Origin of the sequence: Streptomyces ziwulingensis (assembly GCF_039542605.1) — a bacterium.
GTDB lineage: Bacteria > Actinomycetota > Actinomycetes > Streptomycetales > Streptomycetaceae > Streptomyces > Streptomyces ziwulingensis.
In genome coordinates, this window is the sequence record NZ_BAABIG010000033.1 from 246,160 (window position 1) to 271,370 (window position 25,211).

Annotated in this window: 20 protein-coding genes; 9 read left to right on the forward strand and 11 right to left on the reverse strand. The window is 75.3% G+C overall.

Going from position 1 to position 25,211, the window contains the following annotated elements; translation table 11 throughout:
- Positions 1–6: 6 nt before the first annotated feature.
- The 8 genes from trxB to ABEB00_RS18425 form a co-directional block, all read right to left on the reverse strand.
- Positions 7–954, reverse strand: a complete 948-nt coding sequence (gene trxB / locus ABEB00_RS18390; protein ID WP_345620868.1) for a thioredoxin-disulfide reductase — start codon at positions 952–954, stop codon at positions 7–9.
- A 50-nt stretch (positions 955–1,004) separates the two neighbouring features.
- On the reverse strand, positions 1,005–2,534 hold the full coding sequence (locus ABEB00_RS18395) for an FAD-binding oxidoreductase (protein ID WP_345620869.1): 1,530 nt from the start codon (positions 2,532–2,534) through the stop codon (positions 1,005–1,007).
- A gap of 211 nt (positions 2,535–2,745) precedes the next feature.
- Positions 2,746–3,690: an isopenicillin N synthase family dioxygenase gene (locus ABEB00_RS18400; RefSeq protein ID WP_345620870.1), complete on the reverse strand. Its 945-nt coding sequence runs from the start codon at positions 3,688–3,690 to the stop codon at positions 2,746–2,748.
- Positions 3,691–3,719: 29 nt separating this feature from the next.
- Positions 3,720–4,547, reverse strand: coding sequence for a class I SAM-dependent methyltransferase (locus ABEB00_RS18405; protein WP_345620871.1), 828 nt, complete (start codon positions 4,545–4,547; stop codon positions 3,720–3,722).
- Complete coding sequence (locus ABEB00_RS18410; RefSeq protein WP_345620872.1) at positions 4,531–5,628, reverse strand: pyridoxal-phosphate dependent enzyme; 1,098 nt, start codon at positions 5,626–5,628, stop codon at positions 4,531–4,533. Before ABEB00_RS18410 ends, ABEB00_RS18405 begins: the two co-directional genes overlap by 17 nt.
- Positions 5,625–6,590, reverse strand: coding sequence for a formylglycine-generating enzyme family protein (locus tag ABEB00_RS18415; protein WP_345620874.1), 966 nt, complete (start codon positions 6,588–6,590; stop codon positions 5,625–5,627). Before ABEB00_RS18415 ends, ABEB00_RS18410 begins: the two co-directional genes overlap by 4 nt.
- Positions 6,587–7,237: a GTP cyclohydrolase II RibA gene (gene ribA / locus ABEB00_RS18420; RefSeq protein WP_345620876.1), complete on the reverse strand. Its 651-nt coding sequence runs from the start codon at positions 7,235–7,237 to the stop codon at positions 6,587–6,589. Before ribA ends, ABEB00_RS18415 begins: the two co-directional genes overlap by 4 nt.
- Complete coding sequence (locus ABEB00_RS18425) at positions 7,234–9,156, reverse strand: WD40 repeat domain-containing protein (protein WP_345620878.1); 1,923 nt, start codon at positions 9,154–9,156, stop codon at positions 7,234–7,236. Before ABEB00_RS18425 ends, ribA begins: the two co-directional genes overlap by 4 nt.
- 369 nt (positions 9,157–9,525) lie before the next feature.
- Between ABEB00_RS18425 and ABEB00_RS18430 the strand changes: the two genes are divergently transcribed.
- From ABEB00_RS18430 to ABEB00_RS18445, 4 genes are all read left to right on the forward strand, one after another.
- Complete coding sequence (locus ABEB00_RS18430; RefSeq protein WP_345620879.1) at positions 9,526–13,146, forward strand: ATP-grasp domain-containing protein; 3,621 nt, start codon at positions 9,526–9,528, stop codon at positions 13,144–13,146.
- Positions 13,143–13,682, forward strand: a complete 540-nt coding sequence (locus tag ABEB00_RS18435; RefSeq protein ID WP_345620880.1) for an NADPH-dependent FMN reductase — start codon at positions 13,143–13,145, stop codon at positions 13,680–13,682. Before ABEB00_RS18430 ends, ABEB00_RS18435 begins: the two co-directional genes overlap by 4 nt.
- Positions 13,683–13,779: 97 nt before the next feature.
- Complete coding sequence (locus ABEB00_RS18440) at positions 13,780–15,075, forward strand: ATP-grasp domain-containing protein (RefSeq protein ID WP_345620881.1); 1,296 nt, start codon at positions 13,780–13,782, stop codon at positions 15,073–15,075.
- Positions 15,068–16,363 carry an MFS transporter gene (locus tag ABEB00_RS18445; RefSeq protein ID WP_345620882.1) on the forward strand — a complete coding sequence of 432 codons (1,296 nt, stop codon included), beginning with the start codon at positions 15,068–15,070 and terminating at the stop codon, positions 16,361–16,363. Before ABEB00_RS18440 ends, ABEB00_RS18445 begins: the two co-directional genes overlap by 8 nt.
- A gap of 108 nt (positions 16,364–16,471) precedes the next feature.
- Here the strand turns inward: ABEB00_RS18445 and ABEB00_RS18450 are convergent, their stop codons facing one another.
- The 3 genes from ABEB00_RS18450 to ABEB00_RS18460 all read right to left on the reverse strand — a co-directional run bounded on the left by ABEB00_RS18450 (position 16,472) and on the right by ABEB00_RS18460 (position 18,066).
- Positions 16,472–17,116: a mycothiol-dependent nitroreductase Rv2466c family protein gene (locus ABEB00_RS18450; protein ID WP_425586518.1), complete on the reverse strand. Its 645-nt coding sequence runs from the start codon at positions 17,114–17,116 to the stop codon at positions 16,472–16,474.
- The gene (locus tag ABEB00_RS18455; protein WP_345620883.1) at positions 17,103–17,489 is read right to left on the reverse strand and encodes a hypothetical protein; all 387 of its coding nucleotides are present in this window, start codon (positions 17,487–17,489) and stop codon (positions 17,103–17,105) included. The genes ABEB00_RS18450 and ABEB00_RS18455 overlap by 14 nt, the downstream gene beginning before the upstream one ends.
- A gap of 79 nt (positions 17,490–17,568) precedes the next feature.
- Complete coding sequence (locus tag ABEB00_RS18460; RefSeq protein ID WP_345620884.1) at positions 17,569–18,066, reverse strand: GNAT family N-acetyltransferase; 498 nt, start codon at positions 18,064–18,066, stop codon at positions 17,569–17,571.
- A 135-nt stretch (positions 18,067–18,201) separates the two neighbouring features.
- On the opposite strand from ABEB00_RS18460, the gene ABEB00_RS18465 reads away from it, so the two are divergent.
- The 5 genes from ABEB00_RS18465 to ABEB00_RS18485 all read left to right on the forward strand — a co-directional run bounded on the left by ABEB00_RS18465 (position 18,202) and on the right by ABEB00_RS18485 (position 25,156).
- Positions 18,202–19,179: an NADPH:quinone reductase gene (locus ABEB00_RS18465; RefSeq protein WP_345620920.1), complete on the forward strand. Its 978-nt coding sequence runs from the start codon at positions 18,202–18,204 to the stop codon at positions 19,177–19,179.
- Between the two features lie 274 nt (positions 19,180–19,453).
- A complete protein-coding gene (locus ABEB00_RS18470) occupies positions 19,454–20,008 on the forward strand; it encodes an SRPBCC family protein (protein WP_345620885.1) in 555 nt (184 codons plus the stop codon).
- 47 nt (positions 20,009–20,055) lie between these two features.
- A complete protein-coding gene (locus ABEB00_RS18475; RefSeq protein ID WP_345620886.1) occupies positions 20,056–21,624 on the forward strand; it encodes a class I adenylate-forming enzyme family protein in 1,569 nt (522 codons plus the stop codon).
- Between the two features lie 170 nt (positions 21,625–21,794).
- On the forward strand, positions 21,795–23,765 hold the full coding sequence (locus ABEB00_RS18480) for an FAD/NAD(P)-binding protein (protein WP_345620888.1): 1,971 nt from the start codon (positions 21,795–21,797) through the stop codon (positions 23,763–23,765).
- Positions 23,762–25,156, forward strand: a complete 1,395-nt coding sequence (locus ABEB00_RS18485) for a nitrosuccinate lyase (RefSeq protein WP_345620890.1) — start codon at positions 23,762–23,764, stop codon at positions 25,154–25,156. Before ABEB00_RS18480 ends, ABEB00_RS18485 begins: the two co-directional genes overlap by 4 nt.
- Positions 25,157–25,211 lie beyond the last annotated feature (55 nt).

The following is a 25,211-nucleotide window of genomic DNA, read 5'->3' on the forward strand; positions in this document are numbered from 1 at the left end:
GCGGGTTCAGGCGGCGGAGGCCGCCAGGTGGCGTTCGGCGTCGAGGGCGGCGGCGCAGCCGGTGCCGGCGGCGGTGACGGCCTGGCGGTAGGCGTGGTCGACGGCGTCGCCCGCGGCGAAGACGCCGGGGAGGCTGGTACGGGTGGTGGGGGCGTCGACCTTGATGTAACCCGCGTCGTCCAGGTCGAGCTGGCCCTTGACGAGTTCGGTGCGCGGATCGTGGCCGATGGCGACGAACAGGCCGGTGACCGGCAGCGGGCGCACCTGGCCGGTCAGGGTGGAGCGGAGGGTCAGGCCGGTGAGGCGGCCGTCGCCGTGGATCTCGGCGACCTCGCTGTTCCAGGCGAAGGTGATCTTCGGGTCGGCGGCGGCGCGCTCCTGCATGACCTTGGAGGCACGCAGCGTGCCGCGGCGGTGCACGACCGTCACCGACCGGGCGAAGCGGGTGAGGAAGGTGGCCTCCGCCATGGCGGTGTCGCCGCCGCCGACGACGGCGATGTCACGGTCCTTGAAGAAGAAGCCGTCGCAGGTGGCGCAGGAGGAGACCCCCCGCCCGCCGAGTCCGTCCTCGCCCGGCAGGTGGAGCTTGCGGTGCTGGGAGCCGGTCGCGACGATCACGGTGCGGGCGCGGTGTGTGGCGCCGGTGCTGTCGGTGACGGTCTTCACCTCGCCGGTCAGGTCCACGGCGGTGATGTCGTCGTCGACGATCTCGGCGCCGAAGCGTTCGGCCTGTTCGCGCATGCGGTCCATCAGGTCGGGACCCAGGACGCCCGCGGGGAAGCCGGGGAAGTTCTCCACCTCGGTGGTGGTGGTCAGGGCGCCGCCGACGAGGAGGGAGCCGGCGAAGACGAGGGGGGTGAGCTGGGCGCGGGCGGTGTAGAGGGCGGCGGTGTAGCCGGCCGGGCCGGAGCCTAGGACGATGACGTCGTGCAGCGGGTCGCCGGTGCGGGTCACGGTGGGTCCTTCGGGAGTTGTCCGGGGCGGGCGGGGTGGCGGGGCGGGTCTCAGTCGAGGGACTGGGCGAAGCGGAAGAAGCGGGCGGGGTCGTAGGCGCGCTTCACCGCGCGCAGGCGGCGGTGGTTGCGGCCGTAGTACGCCTGCCGCCAGTCGGTGAGGGCCGGGTCCATGTAGTTCTGGTACGACTCGTGGTTGGAGTGGGCGTCCATCGTGGTGTGGGCGGTGTCGACCCAGGCACGGGCGGCGTCGCGGGCCTCGCCCGCGGGGGCGGCGGTGGGCAGGGTGACGGAGTAGCCGGCGTTGAACAGCGCGTCGCGGTGGACGAAGGCGGTGGCCGCCGGGGCGATGTCGTTGATCCGGCCGCCGTAGGGGAACAGTCCGAGGAAGCGGAACTGGCCGGGGCGGGGGTCGGCGGTGAGGGCGTCCAGGGCGCTCTGCGCGGCGGCGGGCGTCCAGGGCCGGGAGAAGTACAGGTTGCGCTGGGTGGTGTGGGAGTCGCGCGGCAACCGGGCCTCGGGGGTGAAGCCGACCCGGTGGCATTCGGCGACGGACCGGTCGCCGCAGCCGTAGACCCGCATCATCGCCTCGGCGTAGGGCAGTTCGCTGCTGGTGCGGCTGGTGCCCGGGTGGCCGACGGCGGTCGAGAGGAGGTCCAGGAGGCGGTCGCAGTCGGCCTTCGGACCGTGGTGGGCGCCGGTGAGGACGACGGTGGGCCCGGTGCCGGCGGGGGCGTCGGTGGAGTGCAGGAACATCAGCTCGCAGGCGAGTTCGCGGGGCGCGGCGGCCACCCAGTCCTGCCAGGCGAGGATCAGCCGGTGGGCGTCGGTGAAGCGGAAGTTCAGGTTGAAGAGGGTCAGCGACGGGATCGGTACGGGGGTGACCTCGTAGTCGGTGACGATGCCGAAGTTGCCGCCGCCGCCTCCGCGCAGCGCCCAGAACAGGTCGGGGTGCTCGGTGGCGCTCGCGCGTACGGTACGGCCGTCGGCGAGGACGATCCGGGCGGAGACGAGGCGGTCGGAGCCCATGCCGTACTTGCGGGAGGTGTAGCCGAAGCCGCCGCCCTGGAGCCAGCCGCCCATGGCGACCGTGGGACAGGTGCCGCCGGCGATCTGCAGGCCGTACGGGGCGAGGGCGTTCACGGCGTCCACACCCTGGGCGCCGGGGCCGAGGTGGACGGTGGCGCCGTCGACGCGGACGGCGGCCAGCCGGGAGACGTCGATGACGAGGCCGGGGGTGGTGGAGTAGCCCGCGGCGCTGTGGCCGCCGCTGCGGACGGCGGTGGCCAGGGTCTGGTCCTGGGCGAAGCGGACGCAGGCGGTGACGTCGCTCTCGGTGGCGCAGTAGGCGACGGCCTGCGGGTGCACGGCGTCGAACTGGGCGAGCTGGAGCTGCCGGGCGGTGTCGTAACCGGAGTCGTCGGGCAGCACCAGGCGGCCGGTGAGGCGGTCGCGCAGGGTGCTCCAGGGGACGGCGGCGGACGGGGCGGCGGCGAGGACGAGGCCGCCGGTGCCGGCGGTCAGGGCGGCCGCGGCGCCGGTGGCGGCGGTGGTGCGGATCAGGGAGCGTCTGCTGAGCATGTCGGTCTCGGTCTCCGTCGCGGGGAGGGCGGGTGGTGGGGTGGGCTGGGCGAGGGGGATGGGGATGGGGGGCCTCAGGGGGCCGGGAGGTCGCGCGGGACGAGGGAGTGGGCGGCGACGCGGCGACGCGGCGGCCGTCGCCGACCGCGACCGGTCCGAGGACCGAGGCGCCGGTGCCGGTCATGACCCGGCCGGTCCGTCTCCGTGCTGTTCATCGGGCCGGGGCCGGGGCCGGAGGGGCTTCCAGGCGGCGGATGCGGTACATGGTGCGCTGGAAGAGTTCGTCGGCGGTCAGGGTGGCGAAGCGCTGGGGGCCCTCCTCGGTGCCGGGGACACGCAGGGGCGTGAGGGTGGTCCAGGGCGCCGGGTGGCAGAACTGGACGATGGACAGGCGGCCTTCGTGCTGGCCGGGGCGGGCCACCACGCGGTGGACGGCCGCGCGGGCCGTGCCGTTGGTGAGCCGGTCCAGCACCATGCCGACGTTGACGACGGCATGGCCGGGGGGTGCCTCGACGGACCGCCACTCCCCGTCGACCAGCACCTCCAGGCCGGCCGAGGTGGCCCGGGGCAACGCGGTGATCAGGTCGAAGTCCTGGTGCTCGACGGCCCAGACATGGCGGTCGGAGGGGGCCTGGTCCATCGGCGGGTACCAGGTGGCCCGGTTCACGACCGGGCCGTCCTCCAGCAGGTCGGTGAAGTAGTCGGGGTGGGCGCCGAGCGCCTCGGCGAGGGTGCGGACCACGTCGTGCTGGAAGCGGAGCAGCCGGGTGTGCAGCTCGCGCAGGGCGGAGCCGATGCCGGGCACCAGGTGGTCGGGGAAGTAGGGGTCGGGGTAGCGGGCGGGGTAACGCTGCCGCAGGGGGTGGTGGGCGGGCAGCGGGGCGCCCCAGTGGAAGAGTTCCTTCCAGTCCGGTACGGCACCCCTCTCGGCGTGTTCGACCAGGGGCGGGGTGTAGCCGGACTGGCCGTTCGAGCCCGGGACGCGGCAGGCGTGCTTGGCGTCGGTGTCCAGGGCGAAGAAAGCGTGCAGGAAGCCGTACGCCTCGTCCAGGAGGCTTTCCGGCACGGTGTTGCGGACGAGGAAGAAGCCGTCGTGCAGTGCGGCGCGCAGGTGTGCGTGGCCGCCGGGCCGGTCCAGGTCGATCGCCTTGAGCATGACAGGTCCCTTCACGGGGTGACGGCGGGTCAGCCGTCGGGCTTTCCGGATGCGGGCGGGCGCGGGGAGCGCGGGCCGGAGGAGGGCTTGCGGAACGAGAGCGTCAGGTAGGCGAGCCGGTGGCCGCGGTACTCGAAGTCGCGGTCGATCACCAGACGCTCGCGCGGCGCGAGTCCGGCCGCCGTGTAGAGGTCGCCGACGGCCGTTTCGGTGAGCCACCAGTTCAGCCGGCCGTCGTTGAGGGGGAGTTCGGTGATCTCGCCGTCCGGGCTGAGGAAGACGCTGACGACGAGGGTGCCGCCGGGGCGCAGCAGCTCCGCGCCGTGGGCCGCCCAGGCGGACCAGTCGGCCCGGCGCTGGTGGTGCAGGCAGCCGTTGTCGACCAGCAGGTCCAGCGCGTCGTCGGTGTGCTCCAGGAAGTCGGCCTGCCGGAAGCGGGCGCGGCCGCGGGCCGGGGTCGGGGCGTCCCACACGTCGAGCAGGTCGAGTCCGGTGGCGTCGGCGTCCAGCCGGTCGGCGAACGCGGCGGTCTGGTGGCCCCGGCCGCAGCCGACGTCCAGGACCCGGCGGGGGTCGCCGGTCGCGGCGGGGGCCTGCGCGCAGGCGAACCCGGTGACCCGCTCGTTGGTGCCGGCCGCGGTCCAGGAGTCGCGGCCCGCTCCGTACCAGGTGCGGAAGGAGTCGGCGACGACGCTCCGGTAGGCGGTGTAGTCGGCGGTGGGGGTGTTTGTGGCCGGCCGCACCGGGGTGCCGGCGGCCGGGGTGCCAGTGGTCGGGGGGTCGGCGGTCGGGGGGTCGGCGGCCGAGGTGCCAGTGGCCGAGGGGGCGGCAGTCGGGGTGTCAGTGGTCGGCGGCATCGGCCCACTCCTCCGCGGTGCCGCGGCTCGCGGCGACGGCCACGGCGTGCCGGCCGCGCGGGCCCGCGTCCACTGCGCGGGAGGCGGTCAGCCAGGCGCCGGCGGCGCTGGCGGAGACCGCGATCCGCTGGGTGCCGCGCAGCAGCCGCATCGCCGCCAGGGCCTGCGCGTAGCCGACCTGGGCGAAGGCGAACTCGTCCTCGTAGGGGGCGAGCAGGGGTTGCCGCAGGCCGTGGCCGAGGCCGCCGGTGCCGTTCATGCGAGGTGCGCCCGTGGGTGCGTGGGCGTCGCCGTAGGGGGCCTCGGCCGGGAAGACGGCGAAGGCCGCGCAGTCCGGCCCGCGCAGGCGCAGGGCCTGGGCGGTGCCGACCAGGGTGCCGGCGGAGCCGACCGACGCGGCCAGCGCGTGCGGTCGTACGCCTTCGCCGGTGAGGCGGGCGGTGATCTCGGCGCCGGTGCGTTCGCGGTGGACGGCGGCCGCCTCGGGGGCGCTGTGCTGGAGCAGCAGGTACCGCTCCTCGTCCTCGGCGATGCGGGCCGCCTCGTCCATCGCGCCGAGGAAGCCGGTGCCCCCGGGGGCCCGGGTGACCCGGGCGCCGTCCCGGCGCAGGGCGGCGACGAGCCGGTCGGGGACGCCGTACGGGACGGCCAGGTGCAGGTCGAGACCGAGGACCGCGCACATGTGGGCCAGGGCGAGGCCGAGGGAGCCGCCGGAGTACTCCACGAGCCGGACGCGTGCGGTGCCGGCCCGTGCCACGGCTCCGCAGAGCAGGGCGTAGGCGGTGCGGGCCTTGACGGTGCCGGTGAGGTTGGCGGCCTCGGCCTTCAGCCACACCGTGCCGTGGCCGGCCCGGCTGGGCACCGGCACCAGGGGGGTGCCGCCGACGGCCGGCCGGAGGGCGACGAGGCCGGGCAGCAGGCGGTGGGCGACGCGTTCCACGGGCGCGAAGGGCGCCTCGATGTCCGCGCGGCCGGGGCGGCGGGCGGCCAGGGCGCGTGCGAGGTGCGTGGACCCGGGCGCCGCGGGGGTGCGGGGGGCGGCCGGCGGGGCCGGGGTGAGGAGGGGGGCGGAAGTCGTCATGACGGACGCTCACTGGTGGCGAGGCGGAAGCCCACGGGGTACAGCGGGCCGGGGAAGGCGCCGTGGCGGCGGCGGGTGCGGGTGAGGTCGCCGAAGCGGGCGAAGCTGCCGCCGCGGGCGACGCGGTAACGGCCCATGGTCCGGGCGAGGTGGTCGTCGACGGCGACGGCGCCCGGGTAGGGGGCGTAGTCGTCGGCGGTGAACTCCTCCACGTTGCCGCCCATGTCGTGGGCGCCGAACGGGGACTGCCCGTCGGGGAACGCGCCGACCGGGGTGGTGGTGTGCACGCCCGACTCGCGGGTGTTGGCGGCGTCCGGGTCGAAGCCGCCCTCCCACGGATAGGGGCGGCCCTGCGGCCCCTTGGCGGCGTACTCCCACTCGGCTTCGGCGGGCAGCCGCCAGGGGTGCCCGGTGCGCTCGCTCAGCCAGCGCGCGTAGGCGTCGGCGTGTTCGGCGCGGACGCCGGCCACGGGGTGGTTGGAGCGGTCCCAGGGGTAGGCGCCGAGGTACCAGGTGCCCGGCCGGTCCGCGAGGCCGGTGTCGGCGAGGAAGTCGCGCCACTCGCCGTTGGTGACGGGGTAGCGGGCGATCCAGAAGTCGGCCATTCGGACCGGGTGTTCAGGGGTCTCCTTGACGATCCAGGACTCCTCGACGCCCTTGTCGGCCCAGTGCCGGACGACGTACTGGACCTCCTCGGCGGGCAGCCCGACGGGGACGGTGGCGCCGGGGACGAAGCAGGTGGCGGGGGTCTCGGTGAGGCGCGGGTCGCCGAGCAGGGCGAGCATGCCGCCGGCGGTGAGCCGTTCGGCCAGCGGCAGCGACGGGTCCTCCACCGCGGCGGCCAGGCGCAGCCGGTCGGCGCTCACGGGCCGCGGCTCTGGCGCCCGGTGCACCCGGGCCGGGTCGGCGAGGTCAGCGTGTTCCTGGAAGTGCGGGGAGCGGGCGACGTCGTCGAGGTTCATGCGCTCGCCTCCTCTCTCAGGGTCAGCGTGTGCCCGCTGTCGGCCTTGGCGGCGAGGTAGCGGGCGTTCTGCGCGGTCAGGTGGACGGAGGTGGGCAGGACGGCGTCGACCTCGATGCCGAGGTCGCGCAACTGGGCGACCTTGTCGGGGTTGTTGGTCAGCAGCCGGATGCGGGTCAGGCCGAGGGCGCGGAGCATCGCGGCGGCGGCCCGGTAGTCGCGCTCGTCCTCGCCGCGCCCGATGATCCGGTTGGCGCTGAAGGTGTCGATGTCCTGGTCCTGGAGGACGTAGGTGTCCAGCTTGTTGAAGAGGCCGATACCGCGGCCCTCCTGGCGGAGGTAGAGCAGGACGCCGCCCTGTTCCGCGAGGGCGGTGAGCGCCTCGTCGAGCTGGGGGCCGCAGTCGCAGCGCGCGGAGCCGAACACGTCGCCGGTCAGGCACTCGCTGTGCAGCCGCACCAGGGGGACCGTCCGCGAGGTGTGCGGCAGGACGCAGGCGAGGTGCTCCTGGGCGTCGGGCAGGTCGTGGAAGGTGACGAGTTCGGCGGTGCGGCCGGACGCGCGGTCGAGGGTGACGGGGACCCGGGCGCGCACGGTGGTGGTGCGGTGCGCGGTCGTGACGGTGGCGACGGTGGCGACGGTGTTCATGCGGCCCTGCTTCTCGTCGTGGCGGCGGCCTGTGCGGACGCGGTGGGGCCGGCCTGTGCGGACGTGATGGAGGCGGTCGGGGCGGGGACGTGGAGCAGTTCCTCCAGGTGCAGGGAGCGCAGGACCGTGGGGGCGCCGTCGGCGTCGAGGCCGGCGAGGAGGAGGCGGCCGTCCCAGCCGGCCACGGCGACCGTGCCGTCGGTGAGGCGGAGCATGCAGGACACTCCCTGGGCGAACTCGGCGAGCAGCCGGCCCGAGGCGAGGGTGGCGGCGGAGTCCTGCCAGTCGACCTGCCAGGCGTAGAGGCCGAAGTCGTAGGAGCCGGCCAGCACGACGGGGCGGTCCGCGTCGCCCAGCAGGGCCACGCACTTCACGGACTCGTCGGGGCCGAGCAGGGTCTGCACGTCCTCGGCGCGCCAGGTGCCGTCGGGCCGGCGGGTGATCCGGCCGGCCTTGACGGTGTGGTCGCGGGAGGCGCTGGCGGCGGCCTCGGTGCCGAGGGCGGCGACGGCGTTGACGAGGTTGCCGTGCTCCCACAGCGTGTCCCGGCCGCGGGGGCCGCCCGCCTGTACGGTGCGGTCGGTGGCCGCCGACAGGAAGCCACCGGTGACGGCGGTGAGGGACTTCACCGAGCCGTTGTGTGCGGCGATCCGCTCCCGTACGTCGAGGGTGCCGGGGTCGAGGAGGACGAACTCGCCGTTGTAGGTGCCGGCGACGAGGGTGCCGTCGTGGACGGCGAGGGAGGGCACCGGGGCGCCGAGCGGTGCGCCGGTGGTGAGGGTGCGGCCGTCGTGGCGCAGCACCTGCCCGGAGTAGGTGCCGGCGTAGAGGGTGTCGCCGTCGCTCGCGAGGGAGAGGATCGGACCGTCGGTGAGGTCGATGAGGCGGACGGAGGGGGCGGCGCCCCGGCCGTCGGCGGTGACGGCGACGACGAGACCGGAGTCGGTGCCGACGAGGAGTTCGCCGCCGTGCTGGACCAGCGCGTTGGGGCCGTGGGTGGCGCCCTCGGGGGCGGTGATCGGGCGGGCGGTGGTCAGGTCGTACAGGTGGGGGCCGTTCCAGAAGCTGCCGGCGGCGACCACGCCGTGGGCGACCGCGACCGAGCGGGGCCACACCCGGCGGTCCTCGACGCGGTGCAGTCGGGTGCCGACCACGTCGAACCAGTGCAGGGCGCCGTCGTAGGCGCCGACGACGAAGGCGGAGTCGTCCTCGGCCCAGGCCACCGCGCGGGCGGCGGAGGTGGAGACGGAGACGGTGCGCACCACGTCCAGGCCGGGGTCGAGGAGGTCGACGGCGCCGTCGTCGCGGGCCACGGCGAGGAGGCGGCCGGAGTGCGACCAGGCGCAGCCCTCGATGGAGGAGTCGTAGCGCCGGGTGACGGGCGCGGTCGTGCCGTCGGGGTCGGTGACGGCGACCAGCCCGTCCTCGCCGACGGTGGCGACCAGGCCGTGGGCGCCGACCGACACCATCATGCAGTGCGCCTCGTGCGAGCCGACCTCGGCGAGGAAGGTGCCGTCGGCGGCCGACCACAGGGTGGCCCGGCCGTCCTCGGAGACGCAGATCAGCCGTTCGCCGTCGGGCAGCCAGGCCACCGAGTTGATGTCGTCGGTGTGCCGGGCGAGCACGGCCCGCAGGGTGGTGCGGCCCTCGTCGGTCACCCGCCAGATGGCCACCGTCTTGTCGGCCGAGGCGGTGGCGAGCACCTCGGGGTCGGCCGGGTTCCAGGCGGAGGCGTTGACCAGACGGCGGTGGCGGAGCCGGGCCAGCGGTACCGGGTGGGCCGGGTCGCCGGTGTCCCAGACGATCACCGTGCCGTCGTACGAGGAACTGGCCAGCCGGTTGCCGTCGGGTCTGAACCCGACGTGGGTGAGGGGAGCTGAGTGGCCTGGTCCGTAGGCCGGAAGGTCGATGGTTCGCACGCCGTCTCGTCCTTTTTCTCGGGCTGGTCGCGGACTTGTCGCCAACGTGTCGCGGGTGCGCCGCGGATGTGTCGCGGATACGTCCATGTCGCGGATACGTCCGTGTCGCGGATACGTCGCGGGCTTCGGATTTCGATTCGCTGTGCGCTGAAATTAGGCGGGCGGGCGGCCGTGTGGCGAGCGGCCGGCAGCAATCTGGCAACTCCCGGAATTAACGGTCGCGGTGTTGACGGGAACGAGAACCGGGAGTCGCCGGGGCGGCGTACGGCGGCTACTTGACCCATTCGCCCGGGGCGCCTTGAGGGTTGCGGGGGCCGGACGGACGCTGACCCGGATGGCAGGACCGACCGGGCCGGGGAGCTGAGCGGCGTGCACATAGTTCTGGTGGAGACCACGTCCGTCCGCGGATTCGACATGGTCGCGGAGATGGCGGACGCGGGTATCGAGGTGAGCTTTGTCACCGGCGATCTCGACGCCTATCGGGGAAAGCCCGGATTCGAGCCGGCCGCGCGCGCCGCACGTCTGGTGGAAGTGGAGACACCCGCCGCAGGCCGGCTCGCCGAGCGGTTGCGCGGCAGGCTCGGACCGCACCGGCCCGACGGGGTGATCTGCCGGGACGAGGTGTACCCGTTCGCCGTCGCCGAACTGGCCCGCGATCTGGGGCTGCCCCACGAGTCGGTGGCGGCGGCACGGACCTTGAGCGACAAGGCCGCCGTACGCGCCCGTCTCACCGAGCACGGTGTCGGCTCGCTGCGCTGGCGGGTCGCCGCCACCCTGGCGCAGGGGCTGGCGGCGGTGGACGAGATCGGGCTGCCGGTCGTGGTGAAGCCCACCGCGGGCGGCTGGTCGGTGGGGGTCACCATCGCCTGGAACCGGACGGACGCGGCCCGCGCGCTGTCGGAGGTGCTCGGGGTGCCGGCCGGGCGCGACGGGGCGCCGCCGCGCGCGCTGGTCGAGGAGTACGCGGTGGGCCGGCATGTGAGCGCGGAACTCCTGGTGCAGGGCGAGCGGGTGGTGCTGCTCGGCTTCGCGGAGCGGCTCCCCGCGCCGCCCGGCCAGGCCGCCGAACTCGGCGGTCACTTCCCGGCCCGGCCGGCCGGGGAGGGGGCCGCGCGCGGCTTCGTCCTGGCTGCGGTCCGCGCCCTCGGCCTGCGCGCGTCGGCCGTCCACGCCGAATTGCTGCTCACCCCGACCGGGCCCGAGATGATCGAGGTCAACGGGCGGATCGCCGGGCATGTGGTGACCCGTCAGATGTCGTACGCGCTCGGGCGTTCACTCACCCGTGACCTGGTGGCGCTGGCGGTCGGCGACGAGGTGGAGGAGGCGGCGCCGCCGGAGACGGTGGTCGCGCTGCATCAGCTCCACAGTCCGGTGCCGGCGGTGGTGCGGGGCACCAAGCCCGCGGACGTGCTCGGCCCCGACGTCATCGAGACGCACCTCACCGTCGCCCCCGGCGACCGGGTGCGGGCGCTGCGCACCAACCACGACCGGATCGGCTATGTGCTGGCCCGCGGCGCCACGGGTGAGCGGGCCGCGCGTACCGCCGCGTCGGCGGCGGAGCGGCTGCTCGCCTCCCTGGAACTGCGACCGGAGCCCGCCACCGGTACGCCTCGGGCGCCGGCCGGCTCCCGGTCCGGCTCCCGGTCCGGTTCTCCGTCCGGTTCCCTTTCCGGTTCCCCGGGCGGCTCCGCGGGCGGTTCTCCGGGCGGGGAGCATCTGCTGGTGCTGCTCGGCGCGGACGATCCCGTCGAACCGACGCTGACGGCCGTGGGGGCGGTGACCTCACGGGTGAGCGTGGTGTGGACCTCCGGGCCCGAGGGCGAGGCGGGAGCGGAGACAGAGACGGAGACAGAGGCGGAGGCGGAGGCGGAGGCGGAGGCGCGGGCGTTGTGGGCCCGCCACTGCCACGGGCAGTGGCACCGTGCCGGTACAGGAGCCGAGGTCCGGGCCGCCGCGCGGCTGGTGCACGCCGCCGAACGGGTGCGGGGTGTGCTGACCCTGTCGTCGACGCCCTTCGCCCGGCAGCTCCGGGACGGCGGCCCCGGCCCGACCGGTAATCCTCCCCCGCGCCCCGGGCAGGGTGGCGGCCCCGCGGTCGCCGGTGCCGCTCCCCCGGCCGCCGGGCACACGGTCGTGGTGACCGCCCGCCGGGGCGAGGTGCGGGCGCTCGCCGTGCTGGACGAGGAACCGTCCGCCCGGCTCTGCCCGTCGGCCCTGGACGCCCGGCGCAGCGCGCTGCTGGTCGAACGGGCCGTACGCGCGGTGCGCGAGGCGCGGGTGGACGGAGTGGTGCGCTGCTTCTTCCCGGACCGCCCGCGCCTGCCGGCCGCGACGGGCACCGGGCTCACGGACAGCTCCCGTGCCGACGCCGATACCGATGCCGACGTCCCGCCCACCGGCGCCCCTCTCCTCCTCTTCGGTCTGGACGGCGGGACCATCGATCTCTACGACGCGACCCACACCCGCGGGCTGGTCGCCGCTGTCACCGAGGCCGCGCTCGGCCGTGCGCCGCGCGGCGCGGCGCGCGGCACGGTCGTCGCGGTGCAGCGCGCGCTGCCGTTGCCCGCCGGTCCGCTGCGGGTGGTGGAGGCGAGCACCGCCGCCGAACTGGGCGCCCGCCCGGAGGTGTTCCGGGCCCGGGTGTTCACCCGCGCCGGGGACGTCACCGGCGCGGCCGGGAGCGGCGTGTGGCTGCGCCACACGGTGGTGGCGGTCGGCCGGGAGGAGGCGCGGGCCGCCGCCGCCCGTCTGGAGGGCTCCCTCGTCCTGCGCACCACGCCCCGCGACCGCACCCACGTCCTGCTCCTGGACCGGCTCGGCGCCGGCGCGTGGACGACGGAGGACGGGTCCGCGCCGGTACTGCCCGCCGACCGCTTCCGGCTGACCGTGCTGACCTCGGCGGACGACGCCCCCGGGCCCGCCGACCTCAGCGTACGCACCGATCTGTACGACGACTTCGCCCTCGCGCACCTGGCGCGGGCGGTGCACGCCGCGTACCCGGTGCACCGGGTGGCCGCCCTGTCGGAGCGGCTGCTGGAGCCGGCCGCGCGGCTGCGGCGGCTGCTGGGCACCCCGGGCGAGGGACCCGACGAGGTACGTCGTTTTGTCGACAAGGCGGTCATGAAGCGTCTCGCCCGCCGCCACGGCATCCGCTGCGCCGACGGGCTCCTCGCGCACACCGCCGAGGACGTGCGGGCGCTTCTGCGCCGGCACGGCCGGATCGTCTGCAAACCGCGTGCCGCCTCCGGCTCCCAGGGCGTGGCCGTCCTCACCTCCGAGGCGGAGCTGGAGCGCTGGCTGCGTGCGGAGTTCGTACCGGGGACGCAGGTGTGCGAGGAGTTCGTCGACGCCCCGATGTGCCACATCGACGCGGTCGTGCACCGGGGCGAGACGGTGTGGAACGTGTCGGCGTACGTCCGCGACACCATGGCGCTGCGGCGCGGCCGGCCGCTGTCGTCGGTGACCGTGGCCGACCCGGCGGTGCGCGCGGCGGCCGGCCGGCTGCTCGGCCAGGTGGTGGACGGCTGGCGGGTGCGCTCGGGTGTGCTGCACCTGGAGGCGTTCCTCACCCCGGCCGGGCCGACGTTCTGCGAGGTGGCGGCCCGGCCCGGCGGCGGCGGGGTCGTGGAGTCGTTCCGGGCCACCGACGGCGTGGACCTGCGCCACGCGAAGATCCTCGCCGACGCGGGCGAGAACCCCTTCGCGGGCCGCCGCGACCCGGTCGCCGCGTACGCCGGGTGGACCGTCCACTACTGCGAGGGCGGACGGCTGCTGGCGTACGACGACTCGTCGGTGGCGCCGCACGCCCACTCCCGCACCGTGCGGGCGCGCGTCGGCGACACCGTGCCCGCGTCGACGTTCTCGGGGACGGGCGTGAGCACCCATGTCTTCGTCCACCACTCCCCCGACGGGCCGGCGGCGCTGGTGGACCGGGCCGAGCGCGAGGTGCGGATCGTGACCGGTCCCGTGCACGAGGCGGCCCGGCCATGATCCTCGGCATCCTCGGCAGCGCCGCGAAGGACTCCGTGACCCGTGAGATCCTGCTGCGCGCCGGTGAGCGCGTGGCGCGGGCCAAGACCCGGTTGCACCTGGTGGACCTGGCCGTGGAGTTCCCCGAACCGCACCGCCTGGCGGAGTACGACGATCCGCCGCCCGGCAGCCAGACCGCGCGGTTGCGGGCGCTGGCCGCCCGGTGCGACGCGGCGGTGCTGGCGACGCCCGTCTACCACGGCTCCTACAGCGCCCTGCTGAAGAACGCCCTCGACCATCTGACCGGCGACGCGCTGACCGGCCGCCCGGTCGGCCTGATCGCTGCGGGCGGCGGACCGCGCGGCGCGGGCACCGCCTGCGACCAGTTGCGCACCGTGGTGCGCGCGCTCGGCGGCTGGGCCGCGCCCACCCATGTCGCCACCACCGCGGCCGATCTGGTGCCCGGACCGCCACTGGACTTCCTCGACGCGCGGCTGGACGCCCTGGCCGCCGAACTCCTGTCCTTCCCCCGCCCGTCCCGGCGCCCGCCCCCCTGACACTCCCCGGCCGTCCCACTCCCGCTCCCGCTCCCGCTCCCGCCCTCCCCGTCCCCGTTCGTTCCCCGTCGGCTTCCTTCGTGAAAGGTCTCCTCCCATGGCACCCCCCCACCTCCTGCTCCTCGCCGGGATCGGCGGCCACGCCCCCGACGAGGCCATCGACTCGCTGTCCACCCTGACCGACACCGTCAGCGTCGTGTACGTCACCGCCTGGCGGCCCCCGGACCGGCTGCGGGCCGCCTGGGCGGAGCGCGGGCTGCGCGGTGAGTTCCTGGACGCCGCCGACCTGCGGGCCGCCGTCGAGGCCGCCGCCGACCTGCACGGGCGGCTGCCGCTGGACGGTGTCGTCACCTACTCGGAACTGCTGCTGCGTCCGCAGGCCGAGATCGCCGCCCGGCTGGGCCTGCCCGGCAATCCGCCCGAGGCGGTGGCCATCGCCCAGTCCAAGGCGCGTCAGCGCCTCCTGTTCGCCGAACGCGGCGTCCCCTCCCCCGGGTTCGAGGTGATCACCAGCGAGCGGGACCTGGCGGCGGCCGCCGCCCGGGTCGGGCTGCCCGGCGTCTTCAAGCCGTCGCTCGGCGCGGGCAGCCAGAGCGTGCGGCGGGTCGCCACGTACGCCGAACTGATCCACGCGTTCACGGCGGCGCGCGCCGAGAAGACCGCCTTCCTCCAGTCCGACGAGGCGTATCTGCTGGAGGAGCCGATGGCGCTGGAGGCGGACGGCGACAGCGGTTGTGCCGCCTACTGCAGCGTGGAGTCACTGCTGGTGTCGGGGACCGCGTACCACCTGGCGGTCTCCGACCGGCTGCCGCTGGAGCACGGGTACGCCGAGGAGGGCGTCGTGCTGCCCAGCCGGCTGGCCCCCGCCACGGCGGCGGCCGTGACCGATGTCGCCGACCGGGCGATCCGGGCGATCGGCCTGACCTCGGGCGCGGTGCACACCGAGGTGGCGCTGACCGCCGGCGGCCCCCGGATCATCGAGGTCAACGCGCGGGCGGGCGGCCCGCTGCCGGTGATGTTCGAGGCGGCGGCCGGGTACGACTACGCCGCCCAGATCGGCCGCAGCGCGCTCGGGCTGCCGCCGACCGCGCTGCCCGAGTTCACCGGCGTCGCACTGCTGCGGTTCCTGCCGATCCCGACGGGCGTGTGGCGGGTGGCCGCGCAGACCCCCGCCGAGCGGGTACGGGAGGCGTTCCCCGAACTGGTCTACGTCGCCCCGCGGTTCGCGACCGGTCAGCGGGTGACCCGGCAGGGCACCCTGCACCTGGCCAGCTTCATGGTGAAGGCGCCGGACGTGGCCACCGCCCGTGCGGTCACCCGGCGCGTCGAGGAGGCCCTGGACATCCGGCTGGTGCCGGGCTTCGACGCGCCGACGGGGGCGGACCGTGAGTGAGGCCGCCGGCGTCCCGGCCGCGCGGCCCGCGCCACCGGCCGCACCGAAGTCCGGCCCGGGGCGTGCACCGAAGTCCGGCCCGGGGCGTGGGCTGTACGCGGTCGGCCTGTTCGACGCGGTCGGGCTCGGCATGTACCTCTCGCTGTCGGTGCTCTTCCTCGACCAGGCGGCGGGGCTGACGAACCACCAGGTCGGTGTGGTGCTCGGTACCTCGGGGGTGGCCTCGCTGCTGGGGGCCATGCCCATCGCGCGCGCCGCCGAGCGGTTCGGCGTCCGCACCGTCCTCGGCGTGCTGTTCACGGTCCGCTGCGCGGCCTTCCTGGCGCTGGCCGCGATCGCGTCCTTCGGCCAGGCGCTGCTCGCGGCGGCGGTGGCCGGGCTGCTCAGCCGGGGCATCGGCCCGCTGATCGAGTCGGGGCTGATCCGCCGCGTCCCCGACGGGCAGCGCGTGGGCGCGCTGGCCCGGATGCGGACGCTGCGCAACGCCGGGATGGCCGCCGGCGCGCTGCCCGCGGGCGCCGCGATCGCCGGCGGCGAGGCGTGGGGGTACCGGGCGGTGCTGCTGGCGTCGGCCGCGCTCTTCCTGTGCTGCGCGGCGATCTGCCGGGGTTTCCCCGCCGACGCGGTGGCGCCGGTGGGCCGGGCGGGCCGGAGCCGGGCCGGGATCCTGCGCAACCGGGCGTTCCTCGGGATCACCGCCCTGTACGGGGCGTTCACGCTGTCGGCGCTGCTGCTGGGCATCGGGCTACCGCTGTGGATCGTGCAGCGGACGCAGGCGCCGGTGTGGAGCGTGACCGTGGTCCAGTTGCTGAACACGGCGGTGGTCGTGGCGCTCCAGGTGCGGCTGAGCCGGGGTTCGGACCGACTGCCGCGGGCGCGGGCGCTGATGTGCCGCGGCGGTCTGCTGGCGGGGCTCGGCGCGGCGGTGGTGCCGCTGACCGTACTGGGCGGGAGGTGGCCGGACCTGACGGTCGTGGTCGCGGCGGCGGCGCTGCTCTCGCTCGGCGAGCTGCTGATCGTCGCCGGGTCGACGGGGGCGGCGCTGCCGCACATCCCCAAGGGGCGGGAGACCGCCCATCTCGCGGCGTTCAACATGGGGTTCGCCGTGACGACGGTGGTGGGGCCGCCGCTGATCAGCGCGGCGGTGGGCTGGGCCTGGACGGGCTGGGCCGGCTGGGCGCTCTTCTTCGCCGCCCTCGGTCTGGTCGCCCTGCGGGTCCCGGCACCGCCGGCGTCCGTACGGGAGGCGGAGCCCGAGCGGGCGGCCGCCGCGCCGGTCGCCGGATGAGACCCGTGTCCCGGTTGTGGAGGCCGGGGCACGTGGGGTGGCCCGCGCCGCCCGGTACGGGGTCGGGGCGGCGCGGGCCGTGGGTGCGGGCGAGGTGCGGGCGGGGCTTCAGTCGAACACGGGGCCCTGGGTGCGGGTCCGTTTGAGTTCGTAGAAGCCCGGTGTGGAGGCGAGCAGCAGCAGGCCGTCCCAGAGCCGGGTGGCCGCCTCGCCCCGGGGGGCCGGGGTGACGACCGGGCCGAAGAACGCCGTCCGGGTGGCGTCCGGGCCGGGCAGCGCGATCACCGGGGTGCCGACCTCCTCACCGACGCGGTCGATGCCGTCCCGGTGACTCGCGCGCACGTCGGGGTCCCAGGTGTCGGTATCCGCCTGGTCGAGCAGGTCCGCCGGCAGGTCCGCCTCCCGCAGCGCCTTCCCGAGGGCCTCCCGGGCCGGGCCGAGGCCCTGGCGGTGGATGTGGGTGCCGAGCGCGGTGTAGAGCCGGCCGGTGACCTCGTCGCCGTACTTGCGCCGGGCGGCGACGACCAGCCGCACCGGCGCCCAGCCCTCGGTGAGCAGACGCCGGTAGCGCTCGGGCAGGTCCTCGCGGCCCTCGTTGAGCACCGCCAGGCTCATGATGTGCCAGCGGATGTCCAGCGGGCGTCGTCCGGCGACCTCCAGCAGCCAGCGGGACGTCATCCACGCCCAGGGGCAGACGGGGTCGAACCAGAAGTCGACGGGGACGGCCGGGGTCTCGGTCTCAGGTGCGGGCACGGTCGTGGGTTCCTTCCTCCGCGAGGCGTTCGAGCAGGGTGCGGGCGGTTTCGTCGCGGGCCTCGGTGGCCGGACCGGCGGGCGCCTGCGCCGCCGCGAGCAGGTGGGCGAGGAGCCTGGCCAGGCGGCCCTCGCCCGCGTGAATCAGGGCGACGTCGCCCTCCCAGAGCGCGGCGCGGACGCGGTCGGCGGTCAGTGCGCCGTCTCCCGCCGAGGCGAGCAGCAGGTGCCGGGCGAGCCGGCGCTCCAGCGGGCCGGGCCGCCAGGCGCCGGTGGTGAGGTCCCGCGTCAGGACGGCCGTCAGCGCGGCGAGGGTGCCGGCCGCCGGGGTGTGCGGGGTGCCGGCCCGGCGCGGGGAGGTGGTGTCGGTCATGTGAGGTGTCTTTTCCGCTTCCTTGTCGTGCCGGTCCGCGCGGGTGGGTGGGGCGCGGGCGGCGGCGGTGCGTCGTGCCTCACGTTCGGCGCGGGTGGTCCAGGGGCGGTCGAGGCGCGGCAAAGGCACCTGGTCCGCCGGTGAGGTCCAGGGCGAGGTGCAGGGCCGTGATCCGCATCCGGCGGGCGTGGTAGAAGCGGTGGGCGGCGTGGTTGGTGACGCCGGAGTCCAGTTCCACGGCGTCGCAGCGGGCGTCCCGGGCCCGTGCGGTGAGGTGGGCGACCAGGCGGGCGCCCGTGCCCGCGCGACGGTGGCCGGGATCGGTGACGAGGTCGTCGACGAACAGGATCCGGCCGCGGCTGGTCGCCAGGACGCGGTGGGTGGCCACCGCCAGGCAGGTGCCGTCGCCGTCGTAGGCGGCGGTGAACACCAGGCCCTGCGCGTGCGCCTCGACGGCGAACCGGTCGAAGTCCGCGTCGGTGAGCGCGGGTCGCAGGGTGCGTATCAACGGCCTGAGGTGTGCGGCCATCCGCCAGTCGTCCGGGGTGACGTCCGTGATCGGCAGGGTGAGGGACATGGCGGGCAGCGTAGGGCGGCCCCGCGGCCGGAGCGCGCCCGAGTTGACACACCCGCGCACCGACCTGACGTACCCCGGTCCGCGACGGCCGCCGTCTCGGCCGTGCGGGCCGCCCGGGTGCCAGACTCCGTGAGCATGCGTGCCGCCTACATCACCCAGCTCGGCTCCCCCGACCTCATACGTCACGGTGAGCTGCCGCCACCCGTGCCCGGCCCGCACGACGTGCTGGTCGACGTCGAGGTGAGCGCCGTCAACCATGTCGACACCTTCGTGCGTTCGGGTGCCTGGCGCACCCCTGTCGAGTTCCCCTTCGTCATCGGCCGTGACCTGGTCGGGACGGTCGCCGCCGCCGGCCCGGCGGCCACCGGCTTCCGCGTCGGTGACCGGGTCTGGTGCAACAGCCTGGGCCACGACGGCCGGCAGGGTGCCGCCGCCGAACAGGCGGTGGTGCCCGTGGACCGGCTCTACCACCTGCCCGACGGTGTCGCCCCGGCCGACGCCGTGGCCCTCGCCCACCCGGCCGCGACCGCGCACCTGGCGCTGTTCACGCATGGCGGGCTGCGGGCCGGCGAGACCGTCGCCGTGCTCGGCGCGGCCGGCAACGTGGGCAGCGCCCTGGTGGTGATGGCGGCCCGGGCCGGCGCCCGGGTGATCGCCGTCGCCGCCGGCCGCGACGAGGAGTACGTCCGTGCGCTGGGCGCCGACCACTTCGTGGACTACCGGGAGGGCGAGGTCGCCGGGCGGATCCGCGCCGCCGCGCCGGGGGGCGTGGACGTCCATGTGGACACCGCCGGCCGCAACGACCTGGAGACGGCGGTGGACCTGCTGGCCGGCCGGGGCCGGATCGTGGTCCTGGCCGGTCTGCGCACCCGCCCGGTGCTGCCGGTGGGGGCGCTGTACCTCCAGGACCGTTCGGTGCGCGGCTTCGCGATCTCGCACGCGGACACCGCCCAGCTCGCCGGCGCCGCCCGCGGTGTGGGCGGGCTGCTCGCGGCGGGCCTGCTGCGGCCGCGCGCCACCGAGGTGCTGCCGCTGAGCGAGGCGGGCGAGGCGCACCGCCGGCTGGAGGAGGGCAAGGTGACCGGCAAACTCGTGCTGCGCGTACGCGACTGAGCGCGGCCGCGCCCCCCGTACCCCCGTCCCCCCGTACCCCCGTCCCCCCCCGTACCCCCTACCCCGTTCCCCGTTCCCCCGTCGGTGAGGGCACCGCGACCGGCGTCGTGGTGCCCTCCGGCGCGCCCGCTGTCCGGAACCGCCCCGCACCGCGGGAATTGCCCGTCGGGTTCTCCCGGCACGTCACGTTTCCCCGGCGGGGCCGGAATTCAACTTGACGTACCCCGAACCGCTTGATTGCCCGGCTTCCTCGCGCCTCGGCAGGATTACCGCCATGACAGCGAGCGAAGAAACCATCATCAACAATTCCCCGCTCTTCGAACTCGACGCCCGGATTCGTGTCTCGGCGTCCCCGGCCACGATCTACGCGGTGGTCAGCGACCTGACCCGCTCCAGGGAGTGGAGCCCCGAGTGCATGGGCGGCGAGTGGATCGCGGGCGAGCCCTCGGCCGTCGGCTCGGTCTTCCGCGGCGAGAACCTGCGCAGCGAGGACGTCGTCGGCTGGGCCCCGCTGGTGCGCGGCACCTGGTACACCGAGGCCCGTGTGGTGGCCGCCGAACCCGGCCGGACCTTCCGCTGGATGATGCTCACCCACGCCCGGGAGGACCAGGAGTCGATCTGGGGCTTCGACGTCGAGGACGCCGGCGACGGCACCACCTGGCTGGTCCACCACTTCCGCATGGGCAGGGCCACCGCCGGCATCCACAAGATCGTCGCCGACCTCGACGAGGACGGCCGCAAGAGGTTCGTCGCCGAGTGGACCGCCAAGCTCGGACAGGATCTCGACGCCACGCTGGCCCGTATCAAGGACGTCATCGAAAGCGACTGACCCGCCCCCGCCAGGATTTCCGCAGCCATGGACGAGAGATCGGTTACATGTTTCTCCAGCGAATAGGAAGCAAGGGAATTCGACTCGGCACGCTTTTCGACCGGGCCGCCGCCAGGCACCCGGCGAATTTCGTGATCCTCGACCACGACCTCGACATCGCCCCGGGCCTCGGCCGGCGCGCGACCCTGACCGAACTGGCCGACCTGGTGGACGACTTCGCCTCCCGGCTGTGGTCGGTCAAGGTGCGTCCCGGCGACCACGTGGTGGTGCACAAGAGCGACGGCTTCGACATCTCCCTCCTCGCCTGTGCGGTCGCCCGCACCGGCGCCGTCCCGGTACTGCTGTCCCCGAAGCTGGACGGCGGGACCGTCGCCGAGCTGCTGCGCCGGGTCGGCAGCCCGTTCCTGGTCACCGACCGGCACAAGCTCGACCACGACCTGCCCGCGGAGGTCTTCGACCTCTCCCGCGAGGTGCTCCTGACCGCCGGCGAGCACGAGGGAGCCACCTCGTTCGCCTCGCTGGCCGGGGTCGAGCGGGTGCCCGCGGTGTCGATGCCGATCGACCACCCCACGCTCATCACCCACACCTCCGGCACCACCGGCACACCGAAGCTGGCCGTGCACACCGGCATGAGCTTCCAGGCCCGCTACCGTCCGCAGGCCGCCGTGATCAAGAGCGCGGTGCGGCGCAGCGAACCGGTCGCGGTGCACGTGTCGTTCGTGCACTCGCGGATGTTCACGGCGATGCCCATCTCGATCCTCCAGGGGCATCCGCTGATCGTGCTGCGCGACGACGACCCGCAGCCGGTGGCCGACCTGTTCGCGCAGGTCCCGCCGGGGTTCATCGAGGCGCACCCGAACACGTTCCTGCGCTGGGAGGTGCTGGCCGACGACCCGCGCGGGCCGCTGGCCAACGTGAAGTACTTCTCCAGCACCTTCGACGCCATCCACCCGCGTACCGTCAACACCCTGCTGAAGGGGTCGCGGCGCAAGGGCCGGCGGTTCGCCCAGGCGTACGGGCAGAGCGAGGTCGGCCCGATCGCCGCCCGCACCTACTCGCCAAAGGACGGCGCCGACTTCAACGGCCGCTGCGTCGGGGTGCCGTTCTTCGGCATGACCGGGGTGCGGGTGGTCAGCCGGGACGGCGCGCCGGTGTCCAAGGAGAACCCGGGCTTCATCGAGGTCAGGACCGACGGACGGATCGTCACCTACCTGGGTGAGCACGGCCGCTGGGAGAAGCAGGTCCACGACGGCTGGTGGCGGATGGGTGACGTCGGCTACCGGACGAGGTGGGGCTGCCTGCACCTGCTGGACCGCGAGGTGGACGAGATCCCCGGCGTGCAGTCCACCCTGGAGATCGAGGACAAGCTGTTCACCCGGCTGCCCGAGCTGGTCGAGGTCATCATCATCCCCGGCCCGGACGGCCGCGCGGTGCCGGTGGTGTGCACGCGGGGCGACACCCCGCTGGACGAACTGTCCTGGAAGACGGCGGTGGTGGACCTGCCCGCGCTCGCCGCCCCCGTCCAGTGGCGTCTGGAGGACCTTCCGCAGACCGCCACCACGAAGATCAAGCGCCTGGAACTGGCCCGTCTGGTCGCCGAAGCGCCCGGCGTCTGACGGACGGCGGCCCGCACCCGCCCGCGCCGGCTCCCCGAGCGGGGCCGTCACCCCTTCGACCGCCCCGCTCCTCCCCGCTCCTCCCCGCCCTTTCCTTTCTCCCTTCCCCGACCGGCGGCCGGCCCCTCCCGGCCGCCGGTCCCCCCTGCCCAGAAACGGAGTCCCCGCACATGAACAGCACCCTTGAGGTCTGCGTCATCGGTGCCGGCCCCCGCGGGCTGTCGGTGCTGGAACGGCTGCTGGCCAACGAGCGCCGCTCCCCCGCCCACAGCAAGGTGACGGTCCACGTCGTCGACCCCTCCGCGCCCGGCGCGGGCACGGTGTGGCGCGCGGAGCAGTCGCAGCACCTGCTGATGAACACCGTGGCCGCGCAGATCACCGTCTTCACCGACGACAGCGCCGGCATCGACGGGCCCGTCGAACCGGGCCCCAGCCTGTACGAGTGGGCGCGGGGCCTGGCGCTGCTCGGCGACCCGGCGCGGCAGGACGCGGCCGTCCTGGCCGAGGCGGCGCGGCTCGGCCCCGACTCCTACCCGACGCGCGCCTTCTACGGGCGCTACCTGAAGGACTGCTTCGAGCGCATCAGCGCCTCCGCGCCCGCCCATGTCGAGGTGCTGGTGCACCGCTCGCGGGCGGTCGCCGCGGCCGACACCCACGGGGTGCCCGGCGGTCCGCAGGGCATCCGCCTGGAGAACGGCACCCGGCTCAACGACCTGGACGCCATCGTCATGGCCCAGGGGCACGTCCCGGCCCGGCTGTCGGCGCGCGAGGCGCGTACCGCGAGCCTGGCCCGTATCCACCACCTGACCTACGTCGTCCCGGCCAACCCGGCCGACCTGGACCTCAGCGGTGTCGAGCCGGGCCGCAACGTGCTGCTGCGCGGGCTCGGGCTGAACTTCTTCGACCACATGGCGCTGTTCACGCTGGGCCGGGGCGGCCGGTTCGAGCGGTCCGGGGATGGTCTGGCCTACCGCCGCTCGGGCAGCGAGCCGAAACTGTTCGCGTTCTCGCGCCGCGGCATCCCGTACCACGCGCGCGGCGAGAACGAGAAGGGCGCCACCGGCCGTCACCAGGCCCGGCTGCTGACCCCCGCCTACATCGCGACGCTGCGGGAGCGGGCCGCCTCGGGGCGGCCGGTCAACTTCGGCACGGACCTGTGGCCGCTGATCTCCCGTGAGGTGGAGTCCGTCTACTACCGGACGCTGCTCAGTGCGCACGGCGAGCCGGAGCGCGGGGAGGAACTGGCCGAGCGGTACCTCTCGGCGGGCGAGGACCCCTCGGCGCTGCTGGACGCCCACGGCATCGCGGACGGGGAGCGCTGGGACTGGGAGCGGCTGTCCCGGCCGTACGGGGACCGCGTCTTCGCGGACCGCGCGGAGTTCACCGGCTGGCTCCTCGGCCATCTGCGCCAGGACGTCGCCGAGTCCCGGCGGGGCAATGTCAGCGGGCCGCTCAAGGCCGCCCTGGACGTGCTGCGCGACCTGCGCAACGAGATCCGGCTCGCGGTCGACCACGGCGGCCTGGACGGCGCCTCGCACCGCGACGACCTGGAGGGCTGGTACACGCCGCTCAACGCGTTCCTGTCGATCGGCCCGCCGGCCTCCCGGATCGAGGAGATGATCGCGCTGATCGAGGCGGGCGTGCTGACGGTGACCGGTCCGGGCACGCAGGTCCGCATCGACACCACCGCGCAGACCTACGTCGCGCACTCGACGGCGGTGCCGGGCGAGCCGGTGCGGGCCGCGGTGCTCATCGAGGCCCGGCTGCCCGAGCCGGACCTGCGCCGCACCGACGACCCGCTGCTGCGGCACCTGCTCGACACCGACCAGGCGGCGCCGTTCCGCATCAAGGGCGCGGGCGGCGACTACGAGACCGGCGGTCTGGCCGTCACCGAGCGCCCCTACCGGCTGCTCGACGGCCGCGGCCGGGCCCACCCGCGGCGCTTCGCGTACGGGGTGCCGACCGAGTCGGTGCACTGGGTGACCGCGGCCGGCATCCGGCCCGGGGTGGACTCGGTGACCCTCGGCGACTCCGACGCGATCGCCCGCAGTGTGCTGGCGCTGCCGCCGGTGGCCCGGGTGCCCGAGGGGGTCCGGCCGGTGGACGCCGACACCGGCCTGTCCTCCGGGGTGATCGTGTGACCCGGTCCCTTCCCTGGACCGACGACGGACTGCTGTCGCCGGTACGGGCCGGGACGCCCGTCGAGGCGGCCACCGGCGACCGGGCCTGGCTGCAGGCCATGCTGGACGCCGAGGCGGCGCTGGCGCGCGCGCAGGCGTCGCTGGGGACGCTGCCGAAGGAGGCGGCGGCCGCCATCACCCGGGCCGCCGACGCCGACCGGCTCGACCCGCGCGCCCTGGCGCTCGCCGCCCGGGAGACCGCCAACCCGGTGGTGGGCCTGGTGCGGGCGTTCACCGCGGTGGTGGCCGAGGAGGACGAGCGGGCCGCCGAGTACGTGCACCAGGGCTCCACCAGCCAGGACGTCTTCGACACCGGCGCCATGCTGGTGGCGCGCCGGGCGCTCGGCCTGGTGCGGGCGGACCTGGCGCGTACCGCGGCGGCGCTGGCCGGCCTCGCCGAACGGCACCGGGAGACGCTCGCCGTGGCCCGCACCCTGGCCCTGCACGCGGTCCCGACGACGTTCGGGCTGCGGGCGGCGGGCTGGCGGTCACTGGTCCTGGACGCGGAGGCCCGGCTCGCCCGGGTCCACGAGGGCGGGCTGCCGGTCTCGCTCGGCGGGGCGGCCGGCACGCTGGCCGGCTACCTCGAGTACGCGCCGGCCGCGGCCGGCGGGCGGCCCGATCCGGGCCGGTACACGGAGTTGCTGGCCGAGGCGTACGCCGCCGAGACCGGGCTGGCCGTGCCGGTGCTGCCCTGGCACGCGCTGCGCACCCCCGTCGCCGACCTGGCGTCCGCGCTCGCCTTCACGGCGGGGGCGCTCGGCAAGATCGCCGTCGATGTGCAGTCGCTGGCCCGCACCGAGGTCGGTGAGGTCGCCGAGCCCGGCGGGCCGGGGCGCGGCGGTTCCTCCGCCATGCCGCACAAGCGCAACCCGGTGCTGGCCACCCTGGTGCGCGGCGCGGCGCTGCAGGTGCCGGCGCTCGCCGCCGCGCTCACCCAGTGCCTGGTCGCCGAGGACGAGCGGTCCGCCGGGGTCTGGCACGCGGAGTGGCAGTTGCTGCGCGAGTGTCTGCGGCTGTCCGGCGGCGCCGCCCGCACCGCGGCGGAACTCGCCGAGGGACTTCAGGTCAGGCCGGACCGCATGCGCGCCAACCTGGAGCTGACAGGCAGTCAGATCGTCTCCGAGCGGGTGGCCGCGCGGCTCGCCCCGGTGCTCGGCAAGGCGCGTGCCCGGGCGCTGCTGACCGAGGCGGCGCACCGGGCCGGGGTGTCCGGACGTCCGCTGGCCGAGGTGCTGGCCGGGATGCCGGAACTGCCGCCCGGGGCGGCGGGCGAGCTGCCCGCGCTGTGCGACCCGGCCGGGTACACCGGCGCCGCGACCGCCCTGGTGGACCGTGCCCTGCGGTCCTGATCCCCCCGACCGACCCCCGCAAGCCGTGGCCCGGACCGTCCGGGCCACGGCTCGA